Below are 17,270 nucleotides of genomic sequence, written 5' to 3' on the forward strand. Positions count from 1 at the left end.
ACACAGTTTACCATATCGTAGTTATATTGCAGAACAATGACAAAACGTTATGCGTCGTTTACACTTCGCATAACGTTTTATTGTATTCATATGATTTTATAAAAGGCCAGCTTTCAATTTCGTATGCCACTCCAGTAAGCCGTCCATAGACTCTGCTGTAATGGCCCCGCTTGCCTTAGCCATCTCAGTAAGTGCTCCGAAATCCGTCAAACTCTTATAAGTTAAATCTGCTTCAGCAAATGCTTTATCTGCACTTTCAAGTTCATATGTAAAAATGGAGACGACGCCAGCAACTTCAATTCCTTCAGATTGCAACGCTTCGACAGCATTCAAACTGCTGCCTCCTGTGGAAATCAAGTCTTCAATAATGATCGCTTTATCCTCAGGCTTTACTTTCCCTTCGATTTGACGGCTACGACCATGCCCCTTCGCTTTTGAACGAATATAAACCATCGGCAAACCAAGGATATCTGCTACCCATGCCGCATGTGGAATGCCGGCAGTTGCCGTTCCCGCAATCAACGTCGTTTCAGGATAATGTGTTTTAATTAATTCCGCGAGCCCTTCCGCAATTTGTTTGCGCCCAACAGGATCAGACATCGTCAACCGGTTATCACAATAGATCGGCGACTTTATGCCCGATGCCCATGTAAATGGATCTTCAGGGCTTAGTTCCACAGCCCCGACGTTCAATAGAATTTCCGCGATTTCCTTTTTACCCAATTCGCTCTACCCCTCTCCATCTTCCATTAATTTGTTCATATGCTGCGCGTGGATCCGATGCGCCTGTAATGGCCCTGCCGACTACGATATGAGTCGACCCTTCTTGCCTTGCTTCCTCTGGAGTCGCAATTCTTTTTTGATCGTGCGTCCCGTTTTCAGGAAGACGGATGCCAGGGGTTACTTTCAGGAAATCCGCTCCGCATACTTCAGAAATGATTGCAGCCTCATGTACTGAACAAACAACGCCATCCAATCCAGCACTACTTGTGAGTTTTGTATAATGTAGGACCGACTCTTGCAGGGAGGCATGGATAAGCTGTTCTTCCCTAACTTGCCGTTCGTCAGTAGACGTCAATTGAGTTACACCGATAATTGAAGGACGCTTCATTCCAACAGGCGTTCCTTTATCTAGCCCTTCAAGCGCAGCTTCCATCATTGACCTTCCGCCAGCTGCATGGACATTGACCAAATCCACACCTAAGCTTGCCAATACTTCCATTGCCGATTTCACCGTATTCGGAATGTCATGGAGTTTCAAGTCCAAGAAAATATCGAAGCCACATTCTTTCAGTTTAGAAATGATTGCAGGTCCTTCCTTGTAATAAAGCTGCATGCCGACTTTCACATTAATGCCCGCTTCAAATGGTTGTAGAAAATCGAAAACCCTTTGTGATGAATCAAAGTCTAACGCTATGATCGGAGATGTTTTCATAACCGGTGGCTCCTTCCTACTAGTTCAGAAATATGTTCGATGCCGAGCTCATCTAATTTTGTCGGAAGTTCCTCGATTATTTTCGGACAAATGAACGGGTCTACAAAATTCGCTGTCCCGACAGCTACCGCGCTTGCGCCTGCAGAAAGAAAATCGATGACATCCACCGTTTCGGCAACTCCACCCATGCCGATGATTGGGATATGTACGACTTGGCTCACTTCATACACCATTTTGATCGCAACAGGTTTAACAGCCGGACCTGACAAACCACCTGTTATATTGGCAATGATCGGACGACCTGTCCGTTGATCAAGCCTCATGCCGACAAGCGTATTGATCATCGTAATTCCATCTGCTCCGCCGGCTTCGACCGCTTTGGCAATTTCTTTTATATCCGTAACATTAGGTGACAGCTTTACATAAACCGGAACTTCTGAAACTTCTTTTACAGCGGCAGTCAAATCATGCGCTTGTTGCGGATCTGTGCCGAACGTAATGCCACCGCATTTCACATTAGGGCACGATATGTTTAGTTCCAGTGCTTTTACATTCGGAGCAGTCGAAATTGTTTTTGCCACTTCAACATAATCTGCTGTTTCTGTTCCAGCTACATTTGCAATGATCGGAACATCGTATTGTTCCAGCCACGGAAGTTCGTTTTCCATGACGCTTTGTAATCCAGGATTTTGCAAACCGATTGCATTCAACATGCCTGACGCTGTTTCTGCAACGCGTGGAGTCGGATTACCGAAGCGAGTCTCCAAAGTAGTTGCTTTGATCATAATGGCTCCTAACAGTGACAAGTCATACAAATTCCCATATTCTTTGCCGAAACCGAAACAGCCGGATGCGGGCATAATTGGGTTTTTCAATTGCAATCCAGGCAATTCCACTGCCAATCTATTCATATCGACACCACCCCTGCTGGAAATACTGGTCCATCCGAACAAACTTTTACGTATTCTTGATCTGCTTTCTCCGTCGTCTTGCAAACACATGCGAAGCAAGCTCCTATTCCACAACCCATCCGCTGTTCGAATGAAAGGAAGCCTTTTTTATCAGTGTAAGCTGTTTGCACAGCATTCAGCATCGGCATCGGACCGCAGCAGTAGTAAGTCGCAAAATTATTTCCGATCGTTTCCATCACATTTGTCACAAACCCCGGCGTCCCTTTCGATCCATCTACAGTTGCGATAAACGTTTCTCCCAATCGCATGAACTCCTCTTCATAAAACGACACGTCTGCTGTTTGGAAGCCTAGTATATGAATGCACGTAACTCCTTTGGCGGTCAGTTGTTTCGATAATTCATATAGTGGCGGAACCCCTATCCCCCCGCCAATGAGTAGCGCAGTTTCACCAGGCGATGTTTCTTCTACTGGGAAACCGTTGCCTAATGGTCCGAGCACGTCTACTTCATCGCCTTCTTTTTTCAATGACAGCAATGTAGTACCGCGCCCTTCCGCTCGATAAATGATTGTCATTTCGTTTGCTTCATTGTCAATTGAAGCGATGGAAATCGGTCTTCTTAATAATGGTTCGAACGAGTCTGACACTCGAATATGGACAAACTGACCAGGGCAAGCAATTTCACCTACCAGCTTGCCTGAGAGCTTCATTTCAAATATATTGTTAGCAATTTCCCGTTGTCCTGTCACTTTCATCCTGTCTTGAGTTATCATACGATCACCTGCTGTTTTGGCATATTTTCTGTTTGGAATATCATTGATTCGACAACGCGTAGCATTGCATTAGCTGTATCGATTGACGTTAAGCACGGGATACCATTCTCCACTGCTTCACGTCTGATTCGGAATCCGTCACGTTCTGGACGTTTCCCTTTCGTCAATGTGTTAATGACAAGTTGCACTTCGCCTTTTTGAATGACATCGATTAATGTCGTTCCGGCTGAGTCGATTTTACTGACAGTTTCTACTTCTATACCGGATGTCTTCAATGCTTTCGCCGTTCCTTCGGTTGCAAGGATCTTGTAGCCGATTTTTGCAAATCGTTTTGCAAGGTCTACTATCTCTTTTTTGTCTTTATCGGCAACAGTCATGAGAACGGCTCCGTACTCTTTACATTGAATTCCTGCAGCAACGAGCCCTTTATATAACGCTTTTTCGATTGTTATATCTTTGCCCATGACCTCGCCTGTCGATTTCATTTCTGGTCCGAGTGTAGTATCTACCCTTCTCAGCTTCGCAAATGAGAACACCGGAACTTTTACATAGACGCCAGTAGACAGAGTCGCAAGACCGCCTTTATATCCTTGATCCACTATGGACTGGCCAAGGATTGCCTTTGTTGCGATATTAGCCATCGGAATATTCGATATCTTACTTAGGAACGGCACTGTTCTACTAGAACGCGGATTCACTTCAATAACATTCACTTGACCATCTGAAATGACAAATTGAATATTGAGCAGTCCTTGTATGCTTAAGCCGAGCGCTAATCGTTCCGTGTAATCCACAATCGTTTCCATCATAGTCGTCGATAGATTCTGAGGAGGGTAAACCGCAATCGAATCACCGGAATGGACTCCCGCCCTTTCGATATGCTCCATAATTCCTGGAATCAATACGGTATTGCCGTCACAAATTGCATCCACTTCAATTTCCGTCCCAGTCAAGTAGCGATCGATTAGTACAGGATGTTCCGGGCTCGCTTCGACTGCATGATCCATGTATTGAAGAAGCTCCATCTCTTCATAGACGATTTCCATCGCGCGTCCACCTAATACATATGATGGTCTCACGAGAACTGGATAACCGATCTCCTTCGCAATGGCTGCTGCTTCAGTGGTGGAAACTGCGGTTTTTCCGAGTGGTTGCGGGATGCCCAATTCACGGAGAGCACGTTCGAATTGATCCCTGTTTTCCGCTCGATCGATATTTTCAAGAGATGTGCCTACTATTTTCACTCCGCGATTTTCAAGCCCTTCCGCCAAATTAATCGCTGTTTGTCCACCGAATTGGACAATGACGCCTTCAGGCTCCTCCAAATCGATGATATGCATGACGTCCTCGATAGTGAGCGGCTCAAAATATAACTTATCTGAAACTGAGTAATCTGTAGACACTGTTTCAGGGTTATTGTTGATGACGATCGCTTCATAACCAGCTTGCTGAATCGCCCATATTGAATGGACCGTTGCATAGTCGAATTCTACTCCCTGCCCGATCCGAATCGGACCTGACCCGAGAACGACGACACTTTTCTTTTCGGTTTTACAATTTTCATTTACATCTCCATAAGTCCCGTAAAAGTAAGGAGTTTCGGATTCATTCTCAGCTGTTTCTATGTTCACTTTCCTGTAAACTGGAATGATCCCATATGCCTTCCTGCAATTATAGATGGACGTTTCATGGGCGTTCCAAAGACGGGCAATCGTCACATCTGAAAAGCCCATTTGTTTTGCTGCGCGCAGCGTCTCTGCATTGAAAGGATTCGCTTCTATCTTCTTCTCGAACTGGACTATTTTTTCGAATTTGCGCAGGAAAAACAAATCGATGTGACTCCATTCTTTCAATGTCTCAATCGAAGTACCTCTTCGCAACGCTTCTCCGATGAAAAATAACCTTTCGTCTCCTGCATTTCGGATTCGTTTTTCAATCCATTCGTCCGTCAGATCCTCAGCATTCTTTAATGTCAAATCAAATCGACCGGTTTCAAGGGAGCGTACCGCTTTTAAGATCGATTCCTCAAATGTTTTGCCAATCGCCATTACTTCCCCGGTCGCTTTCATTTGTGTTCCGAGATTCCGTTTTGCGGATTCGAATTTATCGAAAGGCCATCGGGGAATTTTCGTGACGATATAATCGATTGTCGGTTCGAATGATGCATACGCTGTACCCGTTACAGGATTTATCATTTCATCAAGTGTAAGACCGACTGCAATTTTTGCCGCCAATTTTGCTATCGGGCAGCCCGTCGCTTTTGATGCTAATGCAGATGAGCGGCTTACCCGTGGATTCACTTCGATAATGTAGTAGTTGCAGCTGTGAGAGTCTAATGCAAGCTGGACATTGCATCCGCCTTCGATTTGCAAAGCTCGGATAATTTTCAATGAAACATCTTGAAGCATTTGATTTTCATGTTCCGTCAACGTTTGACAAGGGGCTGTGACGATGGAATCACCCGTATGGATGCCAACTGCATCGACATTTTCCATGCCGCAGACGACGATAACATTGTCAGCCGAATCGCGCATTACTTCATACTCGATTTCTTTCAAACCAGCAATCGATTTTTCGAGAAGACATTGCGTAGCAGGACTGTACTTTAAACCGCTTGTTACAATTTCCTTAAGATCTTGCTCGTTATAGCAAATGCCGCCTCCAGTGCCGCCAAGCGTAAAGGCAGGACGGACGATGACAGGGTAGCCGATTTGTTCTACAAATGCTTGCGCTTCCTCTAAATTGTGGATAATAGCACTATCAGGGACCGGCTCCCCTAATTCGTTCATTAAGGAGCGAAACAGATCGCGGTCTTCCGCTTTATGGATCGCATCGAGTTTCGTCCCAAGAATTTCGATTCCTAATTCATCCAAGATACCTGATTGTTGAAGTTCAATCGCCATATTCAATCCAGTTTGCCCGCCCAAAGTCGGAAGAAGGGCATCCGGTCGTTCCTTACGAATAATTCGGCTGACGAAATCAAGCGTCAGCGGCTCGATGTATACTTTGTCTGCAATTTCCGTATCGGTCATGATTGTTGCGGGATTCGAGTTGATAAGAATGACGCGGTATCCTTCTTCCTTCAATGCTAGGCATGCTTGTGTTCCAGCATAATCAAATTCTGCAGCTTGCCCGATGACAATCGGTCCGGATCCGATCACTAGGATTGTTTCAATATCTTGGCGTTTAGGCATCGTATTTCCCCTTTCGGTTGCTAGCTTTTAATTAAACGGCGAAGCTTTCCATTTAAATCGTACGATCTACTACTGCATAATTGTCCTGCCAGACGACGTTTCCACCGAAGATTGTTTTTACTGGCCAGCCGACACACGTCCAACCATCGAATGGTGTGTTTTTTCCTTTCGACACAAATGTGTTCCGGTCGATTGTCTGTTCTTTATTCAAGTCAATGAGGACAAGATCAGCCTGTGCCCCAACTTCAATCTTTCCATAAGGCAACCCGAACACATCAGCAGGTTTTTGAGCCATCCAATCGATCAATTGCTTCAATGTCCAATTTCCTTCTTTCACGAAGTGGGTATAAAGAAGTGGGAAGGCCGTTTCCAAACCTGTTATTCCAAAAGGTGCTTTTTGGAACCCTGCATTCTTTTCTTCCGCCGTATGAGGTGCATGATCTGTTGCGATAAAATCTAATGTGCCATCGAGCAAGCCTTCACGCAATGCGTGTAGATCCTCCATCCCGCGTAAAGGCGGATTCATCTTCCAATCTGCATCATCACTAGGAATGTCATTTTCAGAAAGCAAAAGATGATGCGGACTCACTTCTGCCGTTACATGAACTCCAGCTTTCTTTGCGTCACGAATGACTCTGACCGACTCTTTTGTGCTTACGTGGCAAACATGATAATGTGCGCCGGCAGCTTCAGCAAGTAGGATATCACGAGCGATATGAACCGATTCGGCGATGGACGGAATGCCCGGAAGTCCAAGCTCCTTATTCCGTTTTCCTTCATGCATCGCTCCGCCGTAGATCAACGTATTATCTTCACAATGGGCGACGATCGGCATTCCGATTTCTGCAGCATCTTGCATCGCTTCGTACATCATTCCAGCCTGTTGGATTCCGACACCGTCATCTGTAAATGCGAAAGCTCCATTCTCCTTCAGTTCTTTCAAATTCGTCCGTTCTTTCCCTGCTTCCCTAATTGTGATAGATGCGTATGGAAGAACACGGATATGAGCGTTTTCGGCAATCAATTTATTAACATGCGACAAGTTTTCCTTCGTATCAGGCACCGGTCTCGTATTCGGCATTGCACAAATTGTCGTGTAACCGCCTTTTGCAGCGGCAAGTGTACCCGTTTCGATCGTTTCTTTATGCTCGCCGCCAGGTTCGCGCAAATGGACATGCACATCGATGAATCCAGGTGCCAACAACAAGCCGCTTCCGTCAATCACTTCGGAATCTCCTACATTCAAATCAGTACCAATTTCAGTTATCCGGTCTCCATCAATTTGGACATCTACTAAAACCTTTTCACTTTCCTCGTTTAAAACATATGCACTCTTGATGATCTTTCCCATGCCAATTCCTCCTTTTGTAAAATCGTTTCTAATATGGCCGCACGTATATATACACCATTTTCAACTTGCTTGTAAATCATGGATCGATTGCATTCGACGAGACTTCCGGCTATTTCAACATCCCGGTTTACCGGGGCCGGATGCATGATGATCGATCCAGGCTTCATTTCCCTCTCCCGTTCAACTGTCAATCCATATTTTTCGTGGTATTCTTCTTTTGTAAATCTCATTTTGCCATCATGTCTTTCATGCTGGACTCTGAGAAGCATGACGACATCGCTTGTGTAGATTACTTCGTCCCAGTTACTCACGTATGGAAAATCACCTGCCCACTCTGGAGGACATAGGAATTTTACATTTGCACCAAGCTTTGTAAGGGCGTCTGCATTTGACTTTGCAACTCTACTATGAGAAATGTCACCGGCAATGAGCACATTCAGTCCTTTAAAACCGCCGAGTGTTTCTTTTATCGTGAACAAATCTAACAAGGATTGTGTTGGATGTTGACCTGAACCGTCTCCTCCGTTGATAATTGCCATCCTCATTTTTCCGACGAGGTCCTCATAATACCGCTCTTCAGGGTGTCTAATGACAACTGCATCCAAACCGATTTCCTCAAGTGTCCGAAGCGTGTCGTATAATGTCTCCCCTTTGACCGCACTGGAAGAACCGGCTTCAAACGGGATCGTTTCAAGACCCAACTTCTTTTCCGCCACTTCAAAACTCATTTTTGTTCGTGTGCTCGGCTCAAAGAAAAGATTGCTAACCATATATTTTTGAGGTAATGCACGGATTCCATACCTTTTTAGCATTGCAGCGCGATCTAAAATTGCTGAAATTTCATCAATTGTTAGGTCCTTCATTGATAATAGGTTTTTCATGTTGAAATTCCCCTTTCGATTGGATAAAAAATAGCCTTTCCACTTCATGGAAAGGCCAGTTGGGCATGACTGAACTACCGTCATTCATTCTTGAATGACTGTTCGTCAACTGAACCTTTCCTTGTCTCTCAGTACAATGTTAAAAGGTCTTCCTATTCAATTGGACTATCTGCCAAGCTATCATTCGATCTACCCGGCAAGATGAGGTTCAGTAGTACACCGACGATTGCAGCGAGCGCCATTCCTTCAACTTGGAACGTTTCGCTTATATGGATGGAAGCGCCGCCGATTCCGATGACGAGAATGACTGAAGCGATGACGAGATTCCGTTGCTGTCCAAAATCTACTTTGTGATCGACAAGCATTCTTAATCCGGATGAAGCGATGATTCCAAACAGCAATATTGATATTCCGCCAAGCACTGCTTGGGGAATCGTCGCGATAATCGCCATCAGTTTCCCGATGAAGGAAAACAATATCGCGAATACCGCTGCACCAATAATGACGTAAACACTATAGACTCGTGTAATCGCCATGACTCCAATGTTTTCACCATACGTCGTTTTCGGTGGACCTCCGATGAATCCACTAAGAAGTGTTCCAAGCCCATCTCCTAACAATGATCTGTTCAAGCCAGGGTCTCTAATGAAATCTTTATCGACTACGCGGCCAAGAACGAGTTGGTGACCGATATGCTCTGAAATCGTAACGATCGATATTGGAACCATGATTGCTAGCAATGCAGGTGTTACAACAAACTCATAATCTATTCCAGGAATGAGGAATTTCGGTATTTCAAACCAGTCAGCTTCGTGAACTTTTGTAAAATCCAATATTCCGATTGCCGCAGAATATATGTACCCGACGACGATTCCGATCAGGACAGGCATCAAACTGATAACCCCCCTAAAGAACATGAGGCAGATGATCGCTGCTGCTAATGTGACAATTGCAGCAGAGAAATGAAGTAGATTATATTGAGATTCGCCATTCACTTGAATCGTACTTGCCATGCTCACAGCCGTCGGTGCCAACGCTAATCCGATAACCATAATTACTGGTCCGACTACGACTGGCGGAAGGAATTTCATAATCCAACCTGAGCCCGTCGTCCAAATCAACAACGATACGAGCGCGTACACGAGCGCGACAAACATACTGCCAATCATTGCGCTCCCTATGCCGCCTGTGCTTGTCGCCACTTGAATCGGCGCAATGAAAGCGAATGATGAACCTAAGTAAGCGGGAACTTTGAATCGCGTGACAAGGATGAAAATGATCGTCGCAAGTCCGCTTGTGAGTAAAGCGATTGCCGGGCTCAAACCGACCAATTGTGGTACAAGGATCGTCGAACCAAACATTGCAAACATATGCTGCAAACTGAGGGCTAGCCATCTTCCCGGAGCCGGCTTATCGAGTACGTCTAACACTTTGTTATCATTCATCAATTCTCACCTGTCTCCAGTTTTATTTTGAATGGATTGCTACGCCATCCGATCCATCTTCTTCTATAAGATTGACGACTACGCGCTCTTCACTTGATGTCGGAATGTTTTTTCCGATAAAATCAGGCCGAATCGGCAATTCGCGGTGCCCACGGTCGACGAGTACAGCAAGCTGGATTGCAGCAGGTCTTCCCAGATCGATGACCGCATCCATCGCTGCTCTCACAGTTCTTCCAGTGTAAAGCACATCATCAACGAGGATCACTTTCTTTTCCGTTACATCGTGTTCGATATCAACTTGGTGGACGTAAGGTTCCTTATTCTCATGTTTCAATTGAAGGTCATCTCTGTATAACGTAATATCCAACTCACCAGTCAGTATCGGTTTTCCTTCAATTTGCTTAATTCGATCTGCAAGTCTTTTCGCAAGTACGGCCCCTCTTGTTTTAATGCCGACCAGGATGCATTCATCGATTCCTTTGTTCTTTTCGATAATTTCATATGCGATTCTTGTCACCGCACGGGAAATTGCCTGTTCGTCAAGAATGATTGCCTTTTCTGTCATGATAATTCCTCCTTAGTAAAAATAAAAACCCCCTGCCAAGATGGCAGGGGGTATACGTGCAGAAAAAACGTACTGGAGAATAGCGCGCAGCTATCCCACTGTACTTCCGTGCAACCTTCCCAGCCTCTCTGGACTGACTTTAAAGGTGTCGCTATTCAATTTCTTAGTTAAGTATAGTTGCCCATTTTCGCTTTGTCAACGATTTTATGATCGTAATTTTTTTAATAATGATTCAAACTCTTCCGGCAACGGTTCTGTGAACTCCAAATATTCTCCAGTGCGCGGGTGCTTGAAGCCGATTGTGCCGGCATGCAGTGCTTGACCGTTGAAGTCAATTGTCTTCTTCGGTCCATATTTCGGATCTCCCGCTAGCGGGTAGCCGATATACTTCATATGCACCCTTATTTGGTGTGTCCTGCCTGTTTCAAGACGGCATTCGACTAATGTGAAATCACCAAAACGATCTAAGACTTTGAAGTGCGTAATAGCGTGCTTCCCTTTATCTGTAACGGTCATACTTTGCCGATCTTTCGAATCTCTGCCGATAGGTGCGTCAATTGTGCCTTGATCATGAGGGATATGGCCGTGAACGAGCGCTGTATAAACGCGCGTTACCGATTTCTCAACGAGTTGGTCGACGAGTGATACGTGAGCCTGATCATTTTTCGCAACCATGAGCAAACCTGAAGTGTCTTTGTCAATTCGATGAACAATTCCGGGACGCATGACGCCATTTATACCTGAAAGATCCTTCACTTGATGCATCAAGCCATTTACAAGAGTGCCTGACGCATGCCCTGGCGCAGGATGGACTACCATTCCACGTGGTTTATTCACAACGAGCACGTCTGAATCCTCATAAACGATATCCAAGTTTAAATCTTCCGCTACAATGTCAAGCTCCTCAAGTTCAGGCACCACCACTTGGATGACGTCCCCAACTTTCACTTTATAATTCGATTTTACAGTTCCTTCGTTTACGAGAACTGCCCCGTCTTTCAACCATTGCTGGATTTGTGTACGGGACCAATCGGCATTCGCATCCGACAGAACTTTATCGATTCTGCCGCTTCCATACTCTTCTGTAATAATTATTTCAAATGGTTCCATTATGCCACCTTTTTCTTATTCTTTTTTTCATCCACAAAAACATGAAGGATCATGAGGACGACTCCCACAGTCAATGCAGCATCTGCTACGTTGAAGATAGGGAATTCATAATTGATGATCGGAATGAGTACATCCACAAAATCCACCACTTCTTTCCGAAAGACACGATCGATGAAGTTTCCGAGTGCTCCGCCTAATAAAAACATGAGGCTGATACTTAAAAGCTTGCTGCCTTTCGCTTCCTTATGGAAAAAGTAAATGATGCCGCCTACAACTAGTAACGTAACGATATAAAACAGCCACATTTGCCCTTCTAGCATGCCCCATGCCGCCCCTTTATTACGATGCGAGAGGAGTGCCAAATAAGGTTCTGCGATTGGGATTCGTTCCCCAAGATTCATGTTTTGTACAACAAGCCATTTTGTCAGTTGATCAAACAAAATTAAAACGATAGCCAATCCATAGTAAAGTACCAATCCAAAAACCCCCGTCCGACAGTTTCTGCTCCATTTTACCACAAAATGATATCAATCATGAAATCAGCGTGCATCTAACAAGAAAAGACTGTTGCAACCGGGACTCAGCCACAGTTGCAAACAGCCTTTACCAAAATGCTTATGAATAATATTTTTTAACAACATCCGCACAGCGTGCACAGAGTGCAGGATGATCAGCATCGTCGCCAACGGTTTCAGAAATTGTCCAGCAGCGATCACATTTTTCACCATCTGCTTTTTCAACAAGGACAGTTGCATGATCGAGCTGCAACGCATCTGAGCCCACTTTTTCTACTTCACTTTCCTCGAACTGGGAAACGATGAAGAATTGAGCATAATCGATATCGTCTGCCGCCAAAATGCCAGCCATCTTTTCTGGCAATGCGACAGTCACTTTTGCCTCAAGCGATTTACCGATCACTTTAGCATTCCGAGCTTCTTCAAGCGCCTTCAATACATCATCACGGACGAGCATCAAACGGCTGAAACGCTCGCGAAGTGCATTAGCAGCCTCTCCAAGATCTTCCGCTTGCGGCATATCTGTCAATTGGACGCTCTCCTCTTCGACATGCTCAAGATAAGCCCATAATTCATCGGTCGTATGAGGGATGACTGGTGTCAATAGTTTTAAGAGCGCAAGTAGCGAATCGTACATAACAGTCTGCATCGCACGGCGGTGTGGGTGATCGACGCCTTCAATATAAACGACATCTTTTGCAATATCTAAATAGAAGGAGCTCAATTCACCTGTACAGAAGTTGTTCACTGCGTGATAAACACCAGCAAACTCATACTTCTCATAGGCCTCAAGCACATCTTTGATTAAATCTTGCAACTTCACATAAACGTATTGGTCGATCGGGCGCATATCTTCGAACGCAACCCGGTCGGCAGCAGGATTGAAATCTGCTACGTTACCGTGCAAGAAGCGCAGAGTATTACGGATTTTACGATACACTTCCGACACTTGCTTGAAGTTTGAATCAGAAACACGCACATCTGCTGTATAATCGACGGATGATACCCAAAGACGGAGAATATCAGCACCTAGCTGATTCATCACTTTCGAAGGCACGATAACGTTGCCCAGCGACTTACTCATTTTACGCCCTTCACCATCCAACGTGAAGCCGTGGCTTAATAGACCTTTATAGGGTGCAATGCCATTGATGGCGACACTTGTCGTCAAGGACGAGTTGAACCAACCACGATATTGGTCGGAGCCTTCCAAGTACAAATCTGCCGGGTAGACTAGATCGTCTCTTTCCACTAACACACCTTGATGTGTTGAGCCGGAATCGAACCAAACGTCCATAATATCCGTTTCTTTTGTAAATTGGCCGTTCGGGCTGCCTTCATGCTCGAAGCCTTCTGGAAGCAATTCTCTCGCTTCCCGTTCAAACCAAACATTTGAACCGTGTTTACGGAACAATTCTGCAACATGTGCGATTGTTTCATCTGTAAGGATCGCTTCGCCGTTTTCAGCATAAAATACCGGAATTGGAACACCCCACACACGTTGACGTGAAATACACCAGTCACCGCGGTCGCGAACCATGTTATACAACCGTGTCTCACCCCATGATGGAGTGAATTTCGTATTGCGAATCGCTTCAAGCAATTCACCACGGAATGATTCAATGGAAGCGAACCATTGAGCTGTGGCGCGGAAAATGACAGGCTTCTTCGTACGCCAGTCATGCGGATACGAGTGGGTGATGAATGAAAGCTTCAAAAGAGCGCCTTCTTCATCCAATTTTTTCGTCACTTCTTTATTTGCATCTTCATAAAAGAGTCCTTCAAAGCCTGGAGCCTCGTCTGTCATAACACCACGGTCATTGATTGGAGACAAAGCGTCGATTCCATATTGTTTCGAAACGTAGAAATCGTCTTCACCATGGCCAGGTGCAGTATGAACGCATCCTGTACCAGCTTCTGCTGTTACATGCTCTCCTAGCATAACGAGAGAATCGCGGTCATAAAGAGGGTGCTTTGCAATTACTCTATCCAGATCCGAACCTTTTAGTTCTTTAATAACTTCATACGTTTCCCATCCGATTTCTTTTGCAACAAACTCAACGAGATCTTTGGCCAAGAGGAACTTGTTACCGTCCACATTGACAATAACGTAAGTGAATTCAGGATGGACCGAAATCCCGAGGTTCGCAGGAATCGTCCAAGGCGTCGTCGTCCAGATAACAATTCGTACATCCTCGTCAATTACACCGAGACCATCTTTGACCGGAAACGCAACGTAGATGGATGGTGATTTTTTATCTTTGTATTCGATTTCCGCTTCAGCTAGCGCTGATTCACTTGAAGGTGACCAGTAAACTGGTTTCAGACCTTTGTAAATATAGCCTTTCTTTGCCATTTCTCCAAACACTTGAATTTGTCTCGATTCAAATTCAGGTTTCAACGTGATATACGGATTTTCCCAATTTCCGCGTACGCCAATCCGTTTAAATTGTGAACGTTGGCTATCGATTTGGCTATAAGCATATTCCTCACACATTTTCCGGAATTCGGCGACGGTAAGCTCTTTGCGATTGACGCCTTTGTTGACGAGAGCTTGCTCGATCGGTAGACCATGCGTATCCCAACCTGGTACGTAAGGTGCATGGAAGCCTGTCATCGATTTATGGCGGACGATCATATCTTTCAGCACTTTATTAAGTGCATGGCCCATATGAAGGTCGCCGTTCGCATATGGAGGTCCGTCGTGTAGGACGAAGAAAGGGCGTCCTTCTGTGCGTTTTTGTACTTTTTCATAGATGTTCATTTCTTCCCATTTCGCTTGCATATCGGGTTCTTTGTTCGGCAAGTTGCCACGCATCGGGAATTCCGTTTTCGGCATGAGCAATGTGTCTTTGTAATCCATACTATTTCCTCCTTGGTAAATGGCTTTGAACTGTTGATTTTCGCTCCAGGCGGACGCGTTTCGCGGGCGAGCGGTGAGCCTCCTCAGACGCTTCGCTCCCTGCGGGGTCTCCCCTGTCTCGCTTTCCCGCTGGAGTCGCCGCCTTCCACTTCAATCAACAAAGTCCGTAATAATCAATCAGTATATTAGTTAGGGGTCAGAAAATAAAAAATCCCCATCCCTATAAAAGGGACGAGGATTTGTTCTCGCGTTACCACCCTAGTTGCAGCATGAAAAATCACACTGCCTCTCAGAACACCATAACGGGGTGCATCCGGGATTGATTTTCGTCAATCCGGCTCTAGAGTGATTTTCGTTTTCGATTCAGACCGGGCTTCCACCGCCCCCGGCTCGCTTTGCATGAATTTCGAAAAGTACTCTCTCTTTCAACGCCTGTTTCCTGCTTATATGGTCATTATTATATGTTTGTATATGACAAAATGTCAAGCTTTCGAATCATTCTACATCCGCTGCTGATTCCAGTAGTTCCGCATCCGGCTCATATTCAAGAAGTTTTTCCCAATCGTCCGTTTTAATCATATCGAGTTGGGCTTCAATGAGCATGCGGAATCGGTTTCTGAACACTTTCGATTGTTTTTTCAAGTCTTCGATGTCCATCGCTATCTTACGGGCACGCGACAATGCTTCATTCACAATACGATCAGCATTCTTCTCCGCTTCTTTCACGATCAGTTTCGATTCCTGGATCGAATTCCGTCTTACATCTTCAGCTGCTTCTTGGGCGATCAAAATCGATTTCTGCAAAGTCTCTTCAATAGAATTGAAATGGGAAACTTTGTCTTTCGTCTCCTTCAAACTGTTCTTCAATGCTTTGTTCTCTTCCAGCACGTTTTCATAATCCTTCATGATCTGCTCAAGAAACTCATTCACTTCATCTTCATCATAACCCCGGAAGCCGCGGCTGAATTCTTTATTATGTATATCGAGTGGTGACAATGCCATCTTCTGTTCCTCCCTTTCGAGTAAATCTTCTATCCCCTATTATACATACCATCAACAGATAAGACAGCAGTTTTTAAGTCGGTTGTCTGAAAAATCATTCTAACCTACCAATCAACAACCGTATTTTGTCTTTCCGGGTCCTTCCTTCTATCGATAAGATTTTGAAGCGGCCGGATCCCCTGACTGAAAGAATGTCTGATTCGTTCACTTCGAATGCTTGCTGGTCTCGGACGACATGATTCACTTTCACTTTATCATTCTGAATGAGCGCAACAGCTTTTTGTCGCGGACAGTTCACTAATGAAGCGACAATCGTGTCAAGACGCAGTGATCTAATCGTGTGGTTCTCTTCCTTCCACGTTTCTGCCGATACAATCAGTTTATCAGTGGAACCGAGTTCTACAACTCGTACTTTTGATTTGCCGATCGATGTCAGATTGGCGATCAGATAATCTTTCATTTCCTCTGCGGCGGAGAATTGGGCGACATCTCCATCCAAGCGGATATCTCCAAATTTCGAACGGTCGATTCCAAGCGCCATGAGAGAACCTAAAATATCTCTGTGCTCCAGTGTCATAAATTTCGCAGGATATCTAACTGCAAAAACAGATACTTGGAAATCCTCATCTACCGGTTCAAAATAGTCCGGATAAATCAATGCTCGTTGGCGTTCGGGCTCAAGGAACGCGCCATGGACTCCGAATTGGAGACCGGAACTCTTTACGATGGATTCTAAAATAAAAATCTGTCTCGGGTCAAGAAAACCGGTGAGCTTCGGAGAATATGTATCCTCAACTTCACGCGTCCAGCCAATTACCGTTTCGATGAATGGCTGCTCATCTTTTCTAAAATGTTGTATGATCGAATCCATAGTTAACGACTCCTTACAGAACCCTTTTCATACACGGGTCCCTTATAGAAAAAACCTCACATGAGTGAGGTAACGATCAATCGATAAACTTCATATACACCTCTAGAAATCAAGTAATTCAATACAAAGATAGCTACAATCGGTGAAATATCGATCATTCCAAGGGGTGGGATGAATTTACGGAAAAACCCTAAATAAGGCTCCGTAATTTTCCCTAAAAGGATGCCGAACTTCGTTTCCCTTGTAGAAGGTACCCATGACATTAAAATGTAAATAATGAGGAGTATTAAGTATATATCTATTGCTCTAATAATGAGCGAAAAAATCAAGTTAATTATATCTATTAATCCCATC

General features: G+C 44.7%; 15 protein-coding genes and 1 other annotated feature. All 15 genes read right to left on the reverse strand.

Features of this window, described 5'->3' with window-relative positions:
* Positions 1–96: 96 nt before the first annotated feature.
* The 15 genes from pyrE to ACR65H_RS07790 all read right to left on the reverse strand — a co-directional run bounded on the left by pyrE (position 97) and on the right by ACR65H_RS07790 (position 17,269).
* Positions 97–723, reverse strand: a complete 627-nt coding sequence (gene pyrE / locus ACR65H_RS07720; protein WP_440499570.1) for an orotate phosphoribosyltransferase — start codon at positions 721–723, stop codon at positions 97–99.
* Complete coding sequence (gene pyrF, locus ACR65H_RS07725; protein WP_440499571.1) at positions 716–1,435, reverse strand: orotidine-5'-phosphate decarboxylase; 720 nt, start codon at positions 1,433–1,435, stop codon at positions 716–718. The genes pyrE and pyrF overlap by 8 nt, the downstream gene beginning before the upstream one ends.
* Positions 1,432–2,346, reverse strand: coding sequence for a dihydroorotate dehydrogenase (locus ACR65H_RS07730; protein ID WP_440499572.1), 915 nt, complete (start codon positions 2,344–2,346; stop codon positions 1,432–1,434). Before ACR65H_RS07730 ends, pyrF begins: the two co-directional genes overlap by 4 nt.
* Positions 2,343–3,119 (reverse strand): dihydroorotate dehydrogenase electron transfer subunit, encoded by a 777-nt coding sequence (locus ACR65H_RS07735; RefSeq protein ID WP_440499573.1) that lies wholly within the window; start codon positions 3,117–3,119, stop codon positions 2,343–2,345. The genes ACR65H_RS07730 and ACR65H_RS07735 overlap by 4 nt, the downstream gene beginning before the upstream one ends.
* Positions 3,116–6,313: a carbamoyl-phosphate synthase large subunit gene (carB, locus tag ACR65H_RS07740; protein ID WP_440499574.1), complete on the reverse strand. Its 3,198-nt coding sequence runs from the start codon at positions 6,311–6,313 to the stop codon at positions 3,116–3,118. Before carB ends, ACR65H_RS07735 begins: the two co-directional genes overlap by 4 nt.
* 52 nt (positions 6,314–6,365) lie before the next feature.
* Positions 6,366–7,664: a dihydroorotase gene (pyrC, locus tag ACR65H_RS07745; RefSeq protein ID WP_440499575.1), complete on the reverse strand. Its 1,299-nt coding sequence runs from the start codon at positions 7,662–7,664 to the stop codon at positions 6,366–6,368.
* A complete protein-coding gene (locus ACR65H_RS07750; RefSeq protein WP_440499576.1) occupies positions 7,631–8,545 on the reverse strand; it encodes an aspartate carbamoyltransferase catalytic subunit in 915 nt (304 codons plus the stop codon). The genes pyrC and ACR65H_RS07750 overlap by 34 nt, the downstream gene beginning before the upstream one ends.
* A 152-nt stretch (positions 8,546–8,697) precedes the next feature.
* On the reverse strand, positions 8,698–9,990 hold the full coding sequence (locus tag ACR65H_RS07755; protein WP_440499577.1) for a uracil-xanthine permease family protein: 1,293 nt from the start codon (positions 9,988–9,990) through the stop codon (positions 8,698–8,700).
* A 22-nt stretch (positions 9,991–10,012) separates the two neighbouring features.
* The gene (gene pyrR / locus ACR65H_RS07760; protein WP_440499578.1) at positions 10,013–10,555 is read right to left on the reverse strand and encodes a bifunctional pyr operon transcriptional regulator/uracil phosphoribosyltransferase PyrR; all 543 of its coding nucleotides are present in this window, start codon (positions 10,553–10,555) and stop codon (positions 10,013–10,015) included.
* 204 nt (positions 10,556–10,759) lie between these two features.
* Entirely contained in the window at positions 10,760–11,665 is a 906-nt protein-coding gene (locus ACR65H_RS07765; RefSeq protein ID WP_440499579.1) for an RluA family pseudouridine synthase, read from the reverse strand.
* Entirely contained in the window at positions 11,665–12,141 is a 477-nt protein-coding gene (gene lspA, locus ACR65H_RS07770; RefSeq protein ID WP_440499580.1) for a signal peptidase II, read from the reverse strand. The genes ACR65H_RS07765 and lspA overlap by 1 nt, the downstream gene beginning before the upstream one ends.
* Positions 12,142–12,280: 139 nt before the next feature.
* On the reverse strand, positions 12,281–15,043 hold the full coding sequence (gene ileS / locus ACR65H_RS07775) for an isoleucine--tRNA ligase (RefSeq protein ID WP_440499581.1): 2,763 nt from the start codon (positions 15,041–15,043) through the stop codon (positions 12,281–12,283).
* Positions 15,044–15,267: 224 nt separating this feature from the next.
* Positions 15,268–15,481 (reverse strand) — a binding site (T-box leader).
* A 57-nt stretch (positions 15,482–15,538) separates the two neighbouring features.
* A complete protein-coding gene (locus ACR65H_RS07780; protein WP_440499582.1) occupies positions 15,539–16,045 on the reverse strand; it encodes a DivIVA domain-containing protein in 507 nt (168 codons plus the stop codon).
* Positions 16,046–16,139: 94 nt separating this feature from the next.
* Entirely contained in the window at positions 16,140–16,916 is a 777-nt protein-coding gene (locus ACR65H_RS07785) for a YlmH family RNA-binding protein (RefSeq protein ID WP_440499583.1), read from the reverse strand.
* Positions 16,917–16,972: 56 nt separating this feature from the next.
* Positions 16,973–17,269: a YggT family protein gene (locus ACR65H_RS07790; RefSeq protein ID WP_440499584.1), complete on the reverse strand. Its 297-nt coding sequence runs from the start codon at positions 17,267–17,269 to the stop codon at positions 16,973–16,975.
* Position 17,270: the final 1 nt, after the last annotated feature.

It is taken from the genome of Sporosarcina sp. SAFN-015 (assembly GCF_059415085.1).

Excerpts from the sequence above, each read along its gene's own strand:
- pyrF (WP_440499571.1), bottom strand. The coding sequence starts at position 1,435 with ATGAAAACATCTCCGATCATAGCGTTAGACTTTGATTCATCACAAAGG.
- ACR65H_RS07730 (WP_440499572.1), bottom strand. The coding sequence starts at position 2,346 with ATGAATAGATTGGCAGTGGAATTGCCTGGATTGCAATTGAAAAACCCA.
- ACR65H_RS07735 (WP_440499573.1), bottom strand. The coding sequence starts at position 3,119 with ATGATAACTCAAGACAGGATGAAAGTGACAGGACAACGGGAAATTGCT.
- carB (WP_440499574.1), bottom strand. The coding sequence starts at position 6,313 with ATGCCTAAACGCCAAGATATTGAAACAATCCTAGTGATCGGATCCGGA.
- pyrC (WP_440499575.1), bottom strand. The coding sequence starts at position 7,664 with ATGGGAAAGATCATCAAGAGTGCATATGTTTTAAACGAGGAAAGTGAA.
- ACR65H_RS07750 (WP_440499576.1), bottom strand. The coding sequence starts at position 8,545 with ATGAAAAACCTATTATCAATGAAGGACCTAACAATTGATGAAATTTCA.
- ACR65H_RS07755 (WP_440499577.1), bottom strand. The coding sequence starts at position 9,990 with ATGAATGATAACAAAGTGTTAGACGTACTCGATAAGCCGGCTCCGGGA.
- pyrR (WP_440499578.1), bottom strand. The coding sequence starts at position 10,555 with ATGACAGAAAAGGCAATCATTCTTGACGAACAGGCAATTTCCCGTGCG.
- ACR65H_RS07765 (WP_440499579.1), bottom strand. The coding sequence starts at position 11,665 with ATGGAACCATTTGAAATAATTATTACAGAAGAGTATGGAAGCGGCAGA.
- ileS (WP_440499581.1), bottom strand. The coding sequence starts at position 15,043 with ATGGATTACAAAGACACATTGCTCATGCCGAAAACGGAATTCCCGATG.
- ACR65H_RS07780 (WP_440499582.1), bottom strand. The coding sequence starts at position 16,045 with ATGGCATTGTCACCACTCGATATACATAATAAAGAATTCAGCCGCGGC.
- ACR65H_RS07785 (WP_440499583.1), bottom strand. The coding sequence starts at position 16,916 with ATGGATTCGATCATACAACATTTTAGAAAAGATGAGCAGCCATTCATC.
- ACR65H_RS07790 (WP_440499584.1), bottom strand. The coding sequence starts at position 17,269 with ATGGGATTAATAGATATAATTAACTTGATTTTTTCGCTCATTATTAGA.